The following is a 12,531-nucleotide window of genomic DNA, read 5'->3' as shown; positions in this document are numbered from 1 at the left end:
GTATAAGTTAAGTGTCGGCTACGAGTATCTATAACTCTATTAAGAATATTTTACTATAGCCTATTTCAAAATACAAAAATTAAGCAGAGTTTTCACTCTGCTCATATATTACACTAAAAATATTACCGGCATATTTTTATTTTCATCCCTTGCTTAATATAATAATATGCAGCAAGTCGATAAAGTGTTACAAGCTTTGATATTGTCTATATTATTTTTTTGCAATCCAGTCCATGAAATCCTTCAAAAAAATCAAACAATGATTTTTTCACTTCATATATATTAATCTGAAGAATTATATCATTTAATATTCTATTGTATCAACTCTTCTAAACATATTTACTTTTCTGTCAAATTGGTTTATCATATTATTGTAAACGATTATACTTTGTAAGTATTCTAAATCGAAAAGAGGTCAACTATATGGATTTAAGCGAAATGTCTTTTATGGACTTACACAACCATACAACTTGGTCTGATGGCGCACACACGCCAGAAGAAATCATACAAAATGCTATTGTCAATTCTGTGACTGCAGTAGGTATTTCTGATCATTTTCAAACCGACAAATGTGACTCTGTACGCAGTAAAGACCTTCAAAAATATATAGAAGATATTAACAGATTGAAAGAAAAATACAAAAATAAAATTGAGATACTTGCAGGAATAGAAATATGTATGAATAAAGAATTGTGTGACTTGAAAAATTTACCTTATGAATACCTCAATAAGTTAGATTTCGTACTTCTAGAATATATAGATTTCTTCAAACACAGTGTTAAATTTAGCGAAATTGGAGAGTACACTTCAAAACTAACCTGTAAAATAGGATTAGCTCATACTAATATTCTTAATTCTTGCAAAATATATGGTTTAAACTATGTAATTAATACACTTAAAGATCATAATCTATTTTGGGAATTAAACGTGAATGATGGATATGATTATTTTGATGAGGTGGTAAAAACTATAGATTCTTGGCGGACAAGCAGACTGCTAAAGAAGCTTAAAAAAAATAATATACAAATGTCCGTTGGATCTGATACACATAGTCTTGATTATTATGATATAGATAAGCTAAAAATCGGAAACATGATAGCTAAACATCAATCTATAAAAATTTTAAAATATGATTTTTCAATCTCTAAACTTATGCACGTTAATAAACATCTAACGCATTACAGCACTTAAGATATAATAACTAGAGTTTACCTCTAGTTATTATATCTTAAGTGCTGTATTTGCATCCTATTTAAGATTGTTCTTTAAAATCCCCTGTATTTATGGTATTATAAATAATAATATTTTCATTTATCTAAATTATTTTATAATTGAACAAATTAATCGCATTAGTAATTTATTTTCCCTAATAATATAATTACTAATCATTTTACTTGAGAAAAAGGGGGTATAATTATGAACGCAGAATTACAACAAGTTGAAAAATTTTTAAATCAATATGGTATGACCTTAGGTCGTAATAAAAAAACAACCAACAGTTTATTAAGACAATTAACCAGGCAGAATATTATAGCGAGATCTATGCGCTGTGTATATAAAATAGATAATTTTATAATTAAGGCTTCTTCTGATGCTACAAGCTTCCGTCTACCTATTGGTGCTGACCAGTGTCTTAATGAATTTGATATATATACATCCGATGACGAACGACTTCAAGAATTCAAAGAAATATTATGCCCTGTATATGCCTTGTACGAAAGTAAGTTCATATATTTAACTGTCCATAAATTATTAACTCCATTAGATACAAGCACTGAATCTACAGAAACCATATATACCCATCTTGAAAAAGGATTTAGTTTTTCAAATGTGGACAGCTTCTTTCCATTATTAGAAAAATTCAAAAAAACATGGGTTAGCGATTCTCCAGAACTCCAAAATGAATATTGTAAGATTAATTCTTTTGGATATGATGAAAAAAATAATCTATACCTTCTTGATTATGGAATGTTATAGACTAATTCACTAGGGATTTTTTTAGTTCTTTATTTATTTTTTGAAGCATAAAACTATTTTAGTACGTCTAATATATGGGAAGGAGGAAAATATCTTGACATAAGATATTACGACATATATGGATAAAGAAATTGAAAGACTAATCAATGAATACGGAAATGACGTACTCAGAATCTCATATATATATCTAAAGGACAAGTATCTTGCTGAAGATGCTTTTCAGGAAGTATTCGTAAAAGTATATAAGAATCTCTGCAAATTTCGCGGAAACAGTACCGAGAAAACTTGGATCCTAAGCATCACTATGAATACTTGTAAAGATATATTAAGAAGCTCTTGGTTTAAAAGAGTTATACTACATGAAGATATGAAACTTATTAATTATGATTTTGATAAAAAATCTGACACTCCTGATACAGAAGTTATAAAAAAACTTCAATATAAAGAATTATTAAAGGAAGTTATGGACCTTCCCAAAAAGTATAAAGATGTAGTTATTCTTTTTTATTATGAAGAGCTTTCAACTACTGAAATAAGCAGAATATTAAATATACCTGATGGAACAGTTAGGAGCAGATTATTTAGAGCTAGAGAAGTTTTAAAATTAAATTTAGATGGGAAGATAAACTATGAGTAGAGATATTAATAATTTAAAAGAAATTGCAAATTCTATCCTTAAGGACATTCAAGTTACTGAGGATTTAAAATTATCAACTTTAAAAAAATGCAAAGAACAAAAGAAATATAATCTAAAACCTTTTTTTGTAACTGTAGCTTCTTTAACTATCATTATATTTTCAATTGCAAGCTATAAATTTATCTTTCATAAACCTAACTCTTCTTTTGTAACTTATAATAATGAAATACCTAAAAAGTCTGCTAAACTTAATAACGAAAATAATAAATACACTAACAATAAAAATGATGTAAACATTAATAATTCAAATGAAACTGTTTTAAAAAAACAAATCCAGCAAAATAGTAGATCTACTGTAAACAATAATAGTAGTACTCAAAATATTGACTTACCTAGCAATAATAGTAGTACTCAAAATATTGACTTACCCAGCAATAATAGTAGTGCTCAAAATGCTGACTTACCTAGCAATAATAGTGGTGCTCAAAATGTTCACTTACCCAATAGTAATAGTAGTACTCAAAATATTGACTTGCCCAACAGTAATAGTAGTACACCATCAACCTCAAGCAAAGATAAACCTAAAGATAACACCACAAATTCTCCTTCACCTGAGAATAAACAAGCAACTGATTCATCTGGAACTGCTGAGTTAAATGATAATACTAATACAGCTGAAGATGCCAAACAAAATGCATCTGCAAATATTTCTGCAAAAAGCTCAATAGATTCTGACACACCTATGCTTAAATCTTCTTTAAGTGAATCATCTAAACCTGTAAGTATAGCAGATGCAGAAAACTTTTGGGGTGGAAAGCTTATTATGCCTTCATATATTCCTGATGGATTTGAACTCACGGATATATCACTGCCTAAAAATGACTCTAGAGAAATATATGTTAAATTAAATTATAGTTTTAAAAATATTTATTTTAAAATACTGCAAAACAAAAGTACTACTTTTACAAATTATACAGGAAAATTTATTGATATTAATGGTTCTAAAGGATATATAACAAAAACTAAAGACCCTTCTGACCCAAGTATAATGACTACAGAAATTAATTTTGTTAAAAACAATATACAATATGATATCACAGGAAATATTCAAGAAGATGAATTAATAAAAATAACAAAGTCAATGAATTAATCTCTAATAATTAAAGCAGAGGCTATATGACACCTCTGCTTATAAAATCACCAAAACTCGCACATACTATTTTGCTTTTATCTTTTGCCCACTTTATCCTATGCACTTAAAGCAAAAACGTTACTATATTATTTTAACTTATTTAAAATCTATTATACATTTTACTAAATCCACAACTTGTTCTAAACTCCTATTTGCATCAATAGTATAGTCACATTCCACTATTTTAAAAGTTTCTCTATCATTCTCTATTCTAGTTATTATGCTTTCTTCAGTTCTATTATCAATTCTCATTCTTAAAATTCTATTAGCCTCATCACATCTTAAATATACGCCTACGATTTCAGCATCATCAATAAATCTTTTTAAGTCTTGTACTCCCCTAGGATCTACCGTATATATACTTATACCCTTATCCTTATATTGTTCTCTAATTGACCAATAATGATGCTTATCAAAAAAAGTCTCCGCTATTATTTCAGAATTTTTATGCTCCACAATCCATTTGTCATAGCTAATATCAATAAAAATATGTCCTTTTTCATTAGGGTTTCTTTTTGGTCTATCAGTGTAGCTTTGTATATAATTGTACCCTTCCTTTTCCAATGCTTCGGCAACAGTACTCTTTCCACAACCACTTTCACCTACTAAACAAATTATTCTATCCATATTACTTAACCCTACGTCCAGCTACAAAATCGCCTCTATCTAATGATGATACCTTTACTACATCTCCTGTTCGAGGCGCATGAATATACATTCCATCCCCTACATATATGCCTACATGATGAGGATTACTTGAAGTTCCAAATAAAACTAAATCTCCAGGTTGAAGTTGACTCCTTGATACTGCTACACCATCGCTTATTTGCTCATATGTAGTTCTGCCTAGTCCCACGCCGAAATGCCCATATACATATTGTGTAAATCCAGAGCAATCAAACCCTGATGGAGAAGTTCCTCCCCAAACATAAGGTGTTCCTAAAAAATTACTAGCATATGACACAACATCACTATTTGATCCACCTGTAATATGTAATGCTCCTCTAGATAAGTTATTTCTGGAGCCGCTTGAACTTAATACATTAGCTGTACTTGCTATTGCAAAATTATTTTGAGGAGCTTGAGCTAGCAACTTCTTCTGGTTCTCTTTATCTGTCTTAAGCTTGGCCAATTTTTTTTCATTTTGTTCCTTCAATGTAACCAATTTATTACTTTTATCCTTTAATTGTTTTTGCTCTACAATTATTTTTTCTTTTTTGCTACTTAATTGGCTAACTACATTCTTATCAAACTCTATAATTTTTTTGACTGCTTCTAGTCTCCATATAAAGTCTTGGATATTTTTCGAATCTAGCATAATCTCTAAATAGTTGTCTGCTCCACTCATATATGCAGCCCTTGCCCTCTTCTTAAATAAGTCTTGATGAAAGGCTATATCTTTTTCAGTATTAGCCATATCTTTTTGTAAATTGCTCATTTGATTTTGAACATCAGCTATATCTTTTTTATTGCTTTCTACTTGTCTAATAGCGCCTTCTATCTGGTTGTCCAACATTTCTATGTTTTTTTCGACGTTTCCGTTTCCTAAGATTTGATTGTTACTATCTAATGGCTTTGCCGACACTGGAGTTGTAACTATAAATACCCCCATAAAAGCCGCAGTAACAAGTTTCGATATTTTATTCAATATCATCTCTCCTTTTCATAATTATCTTATGTTTTTATGTCAAAGTTTATTATATAATTCATTCTTATGTATTTTTATATTCTATTAAATATTTATTATGGTAATTTAAAGCATCAAGACTATAATTTATATAATATGATAATTACAGTATTACAAAATGAAATCGTAACAATTATAATAATACAATATTTTTCGAATGTTTAAAATAGAAATCTAAAAAAAATAGACATAATTTTTTAATTTATGCCTATTTTAGCTAAATTCAAACTTATATTTCATGTTTTTAAAATTTAATCAAATATATTTTAAAAATCAATTAAAATATTTTTAGCAACACATTGTAATTTAAGGCATCTTTCCAAGGCACATTGTCTTTAGAGACTCCTTTATCTCTTCTTTACTCTTTCCTATGCTAGCTTCAACTGCTGCAGTTAACGCTCCTTCTACTAGAGCTGTATCGATTATTTCCACCTTTTCTTTCTTTTTTTCATCTAAACCTTCTATAGCCATTTCGGCATTCATATATGCACTTCCTAAGTCGAAAAGTACAAGCACTCCATCTTCACAGTAAACTTCATTTATAGCCTTTATAATTTTCTCCACATCTGTCCCCAATCTTCCGTCATTAGTACCTCCAGCAGTAGCTATTTTACCATCAACGGACATCTGGCTTACTAATTCTTTTACTCCTTGTGCAACTTTATTGCTGTGTGATACAATTACTATTCCTACCATATTTCATACCTCAATTCCTTACATTTTGCTTACTTCTTCATAAATAGTATTAAATATTAGATAACTTGAAGTAGCTCCTGCATCTTGATGACCTATGCTTCTTTCTCCCAAATAACTTGCCCTTCCTTTTTTAGCAATAATTTTCTTAGTATCCTCAACACCTTGAAATGCAGCAGTTTTAGCCTTTTCCAATATCTTTATAGTATCTATTCCAGAGTCTATAGAACTCTTTATAGCATCTAACGCAGGCTCTATAGCATCTATCATTGTCTTATCACCAAATTCTCCCTTACCTCTCATTTTAACGCCTTGTAAAGCTTCTTCTAACATTTTCACAAAATCTCTTATGTCTATACTTTGTTTTCCATTAACTACCACTGCGGCTTTCATAAATGCTGTTCCATATAAAGGCCCTGAAGCCCCGCCTACATTGGATACTAATGCCATTCCAGTCTTCTTTAAGATATCTCCTATATCATTCCCGACTTCATCCTTTAACTTTTCCTTTACAGCCATGAATCCTTTATTCATATTTAATCCATGGTCTCCATCACCAATGGCTGCATCTAATTCTGTCAAATATGTTTTATTTGCGTCTATTACTTCACTAATTCTATTTAATATTTGTATTAATTGTTTTCCATTTACGCTCATATCTTATCTCTCCTCAATTTTTACATGTACTAATATACCTTCAATGCTGGAGTGTCCGCTTTATCATCTAATAACCCTTTTAACTCATTATCTAATTTTAGTATACTTATTGAACACCCTGCCATTTCTAGTGATGTCATAAATTCACCTACAAAAGTTTTATGAACTTTAATACCTCTTTCACTTAACATCTCACTTACTTTTTTATTAACTATATAAAGTTCCATTAATGGTGTTCCTGATAGTCCATTTACCATAACCGCAACTTCAGTTCCTTTTTCTACAGGCATATCCTTTAATATTTTAGTAACCAAGTGTTCTGCTATTTCATCTGCTGTTTTTATAGTTTCTCTATGGGTTCCTGGTTCACCATGTATGCCCATGCCTATCTCTACTTCATTTTCTGCTAAGGTAAAATTGGCCTTTCCTGCTGCTGGAACTATACATGAGCTTAATGCCATTCCCATACTACGTACGTTTTCTATAACCTTTTCCGCAACTCTTTTTACTTCTTCTAAACTTCCACCTTGTTCTGCCTTTGCACCAGCTATTTTATGCACAAAAACAGTTCCTGCAATTCCACGTCTTCCTGCAGTGTATGTGCTATTTTCAACAGCTACATCATCATTTACCACTACACTATCTACCTTTATTCCGTCCATATCAGCCATATCTTTAGCCATGTCAAAATTCATTACGTCACCAGTATAGTTTTTTATAACTAAAAGTACTCCTGCTCCTCCATCAACTTCTTTGACTGCCTCATAAACTTGATCAGGTGTTGGGGATGTAAATACGGCACCTGCTACTGCAGCATCTAGCATTCCTTTTCCAACATACCCAGCATGTGCTGGTTCGTGACCACTTCCTCCTCCACTTACTAATGCAACCTTACCTTTTATTGGTGAATCCTTTCTTACTAATATATTACCAGCATTACTTTTCTTCAGATATTCTGGATGAGCAGCTATCATTCCCTTTATCATCTCTTCAACTACTAAATCAGGGTTATTAATCAATTTTTTCATATATATATTCCTCCTTTTAGTCGGAAACACGTGGTAATTAAACCCCTTCGCTCCCGCTCACAAATTACCCGTTAAAGTCCATTTAGGACTTTAACCTCCTACAACTCAAATGAATTTTTCTTTTTATTATTAAACCAGCAAAATTAATGCCAAGAGAAAACGTTTAATTATGATTCACTAATATGCTTAGTCAATTTCACCCAAATGTATACATTTACAGCATTTGCAAATCTTTTTATTTAAGAATCTTTTTTAAAATTGATACAAAAAAGAAGATCTACATTGATATTTTCGTTGAACATTGATATTTATTACCAAGTTATTCATTTTACCCAAAGGACAACTTTCTCAATTCCATACAATTTCGCCTTTGCTGCAACCGTCTTATGGGTAATACCTAAAGCTTTTCCTGCTGCATTATAGCTTCCATATTTTTTCAAAGCTTTTTCTATAATAAGTTTTTCATATTCTGCTAACGGTAATATTTCTTCCTCATTCTCTATTTTAACTAACATAGAATTAGAATTTAAACTTTCTTTATGGGCTGCTTTCTTATCCTCTTTATACGTAACTTCTTCTTTTATATATGAAGGCAGATCCTCTACTCCTATATACTCATTATCTGTAAGTGCAGTAATTCTTTCCAACAAATTTTCTAATTCTCTAACGTTTCCCGGCCAATTATAATTCATAAGTACATCCATGGCTTCCTTACTTATACCTTTTATATCTTTTTCATCTTTCATTTTTTTTATAAAATGTTCTACCAGCAAAGGTATATCTTCCTTTCTCTCCCTAAGCGGTGGAATAATTATCGGTATTACATTTAACCTATAGTATAAATCTTCTCTAAATTCCTTTTCTCTAACCATTTGTTCTAAATCTCTGTGAGTGGCAGCTATGATTCTTACATTTACTTTTATAGTTTCTTCTCCACCAACTCTCTGCAATTCTCTATCTTGTATTACTCTTAAAATCTTTGCTTGAACACTTTTGTCCATTTCACCGATTTCATCTAAGAAAATGCTTCCGTTATGTGCCAGCTCAAATTTACCTAATTTTCTCTTTATAGCTCCAGTAAACGCTCCTTTTTCATGTCCAAATAATTCACTTTCTAATAAATCTGCTGGAATTGCAGCACAGTTTATTCTTATAAAGGAACCTGAAGCCCTCTCACTTGAAAAATGAATTCCCTCCGCAATTAGCTCTTTTCCAGTACCACTTTCTCCCCTTATTAGAACTGTAGAATTACTTCTAGCTGCTTTTGCAGCTATCGCCAAGGAATCCAACACGCTCCCACTTTTACCTTTAAATTTTTTAAAGGCGTCATGAGGTTTTTTTGTTCTTAAAAGTTCCTCCTCCAAATATTCAGCTTTAGCAGCTACCTTATTCAATTTTTCATAAAGTTTCTGAACTTCAGTTACATTTTTTACAACTGAAACTGCACCATTCATTTCTCCATCAACAATTATTGGATTAATGTTTGATACTATGACAACTCCATTCTTTTTATGACTTATTGCTCCCGTTATACTTTTACCTGTGTCTAATACCTTTTTTCTGGCCCCCATTGGTGATATATTTTTTACATTTTTATTTATTAATTCCTCTTTGCCTTCATTTAAAATTTTCAGATAAGCTGGATTTACATATGTTATTATCCCATCTTTATTTATTACGCATATGCCATCCTGAACAGTTTCCAGTATAAGCTGCAGCCTTTCCTTCAATTCCTTTACTTCTTTAAGTTCTCCTGTTATCTTTTCAAAATTAGAAACATCTTCAAAACTAGCTACTGCTCCTTTAGGCTGACCATCAATTGAAATAGGCGTTCTATTAGTTAATATCAATGAACTTCCTATTAATTGCTTACACATAAGTTCTGCTTTTCTAGTTTTATTTACAATATGTAGCCTGGAGTTAGGTATTGCATCATATACCCTTTTACCTATTACCTCTGAAGCTCTTATTCCTAAAATATTTTCTGCTGCTGGATTGAAGACAGTTATTACATCATATTCGTCACTGACTACTATTCCATTAGCCATACTATCAAAAACTTGTTCACACGTTATGGTATTACTATCTATTATTTTGTCCACTTGACTTATTGCATTCTTATCAAAAATATCAAAGTCCCCTTGCAAAAAATCACATAATTCTCTAACTGCTGATTCTACTTCTTCGCCATAAGCCTCAACAATTACTTCCTCATTCTTTTTCACCTTTAAAAGCACTAATGGCATAACACTGGTAGCTGGTATTTTATTTCTGTCTTTATATCTAATAAATAATTCTACGTTATATCTTTTTTGTATCTCACTGACTTTGTGAACTACCATAGCAATCACTCTTGCATGTAATCCTTTTTCGTATTTAATTGTTACGGACTCTTTTGCAAACATAATGAATCTTTACCTCATTTCTTTAACTACTTCTATTTCACATGTGCTATAGATATCCACGGCCGACATTTAACTTATCCGCAGGGATATGTTTCCAGAATTCAGCATGATAAAAACTTTTACTTATCTTATAGAAAAACTAGGATAACCAATACTTATTAGTCATCCTAGTGGAATTAATACTGCAATATCTTTTATTGTTAAAAGTAACGAGTTTAAATTTTATTTTCCTTCTCTAACATATCTAAAAGTTCGTTAAATCTTTTTATTGTATCTTCTAGAGGCTTAGGTGTAGTCATATCCACTCCAGCCTTTTTTAATACATTTATCGGATAATCACTAGAACCACTCTTTAAGAATTCCTTATATGAGCTTACAGCTGATTCTCCTTTTTCAAGTATTTCTTTTGCAAATGAATTAGCAGCTGCATATCCTGTAGCATATTGATATACATAAAAATCTCTATAAAAATGAGGTATTCTAGCCCATTCTATGTCAATTTCCTCATCTACAATCATATCTTCTCCAAAGTATTTTACATTTAAATCATGCCAAATCTTACTTAAATCCTCAGATGTCAACGGGTTTCCTTTCTCTATACTTTCATGAGTAACTTTCTCAAATTCAGCAAACATAACCTGCCTAAACACGGTGGTCCTTATTTGTTCCAATTGCTGGTTTATAAGGTATAGCTTCTTATTTTTATCTTGTTCTTTATCTATTAAATAGTTTATTAATAAACTTTCATTTGTAGTTGAAGCAACTTCTGCAACAAATAATGAATAATCTGAGTAAATATAAGGTTGATTTTTTCTTGAATAATAAGAATGTATTGAATGCCCCATCTCATGTGCTAGGGTTGAAACATCATTTAATTTGAAGTCATAATTTAGCAACACATAAGGCATAGTATCATAATCACCTGAAGAATATGCCCCACCTCTTTTTCCTTTATTAGGGTATATATCTATCCAACCATCCTTTATTCCTTCTTCAAAAATACCTATATATTCCTCTCCTAATGGCTTTAATCCCTCTTTAACAGTTTCTACTGCTTTTTCAAATTCTATATTTTCTTTTGGTGTATCAATAATAGGCACGTATAAATCATACATGTGAATTTCATCAAGACCTAAAAGTTTTTTCTTAACCTTAACATATCTGTGAAGAGAATTTAAATTTTTGTTTATAGTATCAACAGTATTATAATATACTTCTAATGGTATATTATTAGGTTTTAAGGAACACTCTAAAGCACAATCATAGTTTCTTGTCTTTGATATAAATATAAAATTCTTAATTGATGATGTAAGTGATGCTGCAAAAGTATTTTTATATTTATTATAGGTCTCAAACAACCCTTTAAATGCATCTTTTCTCACTCTTCTATCTTTTGACTGAATAAAACTTCCGTAATTAGATTCCATTAACTCTATATCATTACCTTCTTCATCTTTAATGACCTTAAAAGTCATATCTGCATCTGACAACATACTAAAAATTCTATCTGGGGCATTCAAGCAATCTGAAACCGCAGCCATTAACTCTTCCTTTTCTTTTGTTAAGACATGCGGCTTTTTCCTTAATATATCTCTAAGTAAGAAATCATACATTTTTAACTCTTGAGTAGTTTCTAGCTCTTTTTCAACCTCACCATCTGGAAGGCTTAATATTTCTGGAATAAAAAACGCTTGTGCGCTGCCTATTTCAGCAATGTAAGTAAATATCTTATCTCTTAAAGCCTGATAAGTGGAATTAGCTGTATTTTCATCACTTTTCAAATGTGCATATACTGCTAATTTACCTGCAAGCCTAGATATCTTTTCATCTAGTCTCAAGTATTCAAGTAAATGCTTTCCTTCTCCAAGCTTACCAACATAATTTGAAATTTTTAAAACAATTGTCTTTAAGTTTTCGAAATCCTTCTCCCATTGCTCTACATTCTCATATATTTTGTCAACCTTCCATTTATATTCCTGCGGTATTTCTTCTCTGGTTTTAATTTTTTTAACCTCTGCCATGTAGTAATCTCCCCTTTACGTAGTATATTCATAGTATTTAATTTAACATTATCAATATTTTTGTTTTATATATTTTACCCCATAATTACAAATAAATCCAGTTTTTTTGTTATAAGTACATACGTTATTTTTGATTATATACTTGAACATTAAATGATCTTTAGCAATGGCAAATTTATATTCAAATAAGTTAATGTTTAATGTTAACGATCTATATATATAGGATTCAAGACC

Annotated in this window: 12 protein-coding genes; 4 read left to right on the top strand and 8 right to left on the bottom strand. The window is 30.6% G+C overall.

Going from position 1 to position 12,531, the window contains the following annotated elements:
* Positions 1–423: 423 nt before the first annotated feature.
* The 4 genes from I6U48_RS11960 to I6U48_RS11945 all read left to right on the top strand — a co-directional run bounded on the left by I6U48_RS11960 (position 424) and on the right by I6U48_RS11945 (position 3,764).
* A complete protein-coding gene (locus tag I6U48_RS11960) occupies positions 424–1,191 on the top strand; it encodes a CpsB/CapC family capsule biosynthesis tyrosine phosphatase (RefSeq protein WP_218320697.1) in 768 nt (255 codons plus the stop codon).
* 225 nt (positions 1,192–1,416) lie between these two features.
* Positions 1,417–1,977, top strand: coding sequence for a hypothetical protein (locus I6U48_RS11955; protein WP_218320696.1), 561 nt, complete (start codon positions 1,417–1,419; stop codon positions 1,975–1,977).
* A gap of 118 nt (positions 1,978–2,095) precedes the next feature.
* Positions 2,096–2,614 (top strand): sigma-70 family RNA polymerase sigma factor, encoded by a 519-nt coding sequence (locus tag I6U48_RS11950; RefSeq protein ID WP_218320695.1) that lies wholly within the window; start codon positions 2,096–2,098, stop codon positions 2,612–2,614.
* Positions 2,607–3,764 carry a DUF4367 domain-containing protein gene (locus tag I6U48_RS11945; RefSeq protein WP_218320694.1) on the top strand — a complete coding sequence of 386 codons (1,158 nt, stop codon included), beginning with the start codon at positions 2,607–2,609 and terminating at the stop codon, positions 3,762–3,764. Before I6U48_RS11950 ends, I6U48_RS11945 begins: the two co-directional genes overlap by 8 nt.
* A 138-nt stretch (positions 3,765–3,902) precedes the next feature.
* On the opposite strand, the gene I6U48_RS11940 is transcribed toward I6U48_RS11945, so the two are convergent.
* From I6U48_RS11940 to I6U48_RS11905, 8 genes are all read right to left on the bottom strand, one after another.
* Positions 3,903–4,433 carry an AAA family ATPase gene (locus I6U48_RS11940; RefSeq protein ID WP_218320693.1) on the bottom strand — a complete coding sequence of 177 codons (531 nt, stop codon included), beginning with the start codon at positions 4,431–4,433 and terminating at the stop codon, positions 3,903–3,905.
* Position 4,434: 1 nt separating this feature from the next.
* Positions 4,435–5,460 (bottom strand): C40 family peptidase, encoded by a 1,026-nt coding sequence (locus tag I6U48_RS11935; protein ID WP_246615309.1) that lies wholly within the window; start codon positions 5,458–5,460, stop codon positions 4,435–4,437.
* 339 nt (positions 5,461–5,799) lie between these two features.
* Positions 5,800–6,189: a dihydroxyacetone kinase phosphoryl donor subunit DhaM gene (gene dhaM, locus I6U48_RS11930; RefSeq protein WP_218320692.1), complete on the bottom strand. Its 390-nt coding sequence runs from the start codon at positions 6,187–6,189 to the stop codon at positions 5,800–5,802.
* Between the two features lie 18 nt (positions 6,190–6,207).
* Positions 6,208–6,843 (bottom strand): dihydroxyacetone kinase subunit DhaL, encoded by a 636-nt coding sequence (gene dhaL, locus I6U48_RS11925; protein ID WP_218320691.1) that lies wholly within the window; start codon positions 6,841–6,843, stop codon positions 6,208–6,210.
* 29 nt (positions 6,844–6,872) lie between these two features.
* Complete coding sequence (gene dhaK / locus I6U48_RS11920; RefSeq protein ID WP_218320690.1) at positions 6,873–7,871, bottom strand: dihydroxyacetone kinase subunit DhaK; 999 nt, start codon at positions 7,869–7,871, stop codon at positions 6,873–6,875.
* 323 nt (positions 7,872–8,194) lie between these two features.
* Positions 8,195–10,276: a sigma 54-interacting transcriptional regulator gene (locus tag I6U48_RS11915; protein ID WP_218320689.1), complete on the bottom strand. Its 2,082-nt coding sequence runs from the start codon at positions 10,274–10,276 to the stop codon at positions 8,195–8,197.
* A 215-nt stretch (positions 10,277–10,491) separates the two neighbouring features.
* Entirely contained in the window at positions 10,492–12,297 is a 1,806-nt protein-coding gene (pepF, locus tag I6U48_RS11910; protein ID WP_218320688.1) for an oligoendopeptidase F, read from the bottom strand.
* Positions 12,298–12,348: 51 nt separating this feature from the next.
* Positions 12,349–12,531: hypothetical protein (locus I6U48_RS11905; protein WP_218320687.1), on the bottom strand; the 183-nt coding region annotated here is incomplete at its 5' end.

Origin of the sequence: Clostridium thailandense (genome assembly GCF_019207025.1) — a bacterium.
In the GTDB taxonomy this organism is placed as follows: Bacteria; Bacillota; Clostridia; order Clostridiales; family Clostridiaceae; genus Clostridium_AM; species Clostridium_AM thailandense.
Note: the sequence above shows the minus strand (reverse complement) of the source record. Positions and strands in the feature narration are given on the sequence as shown.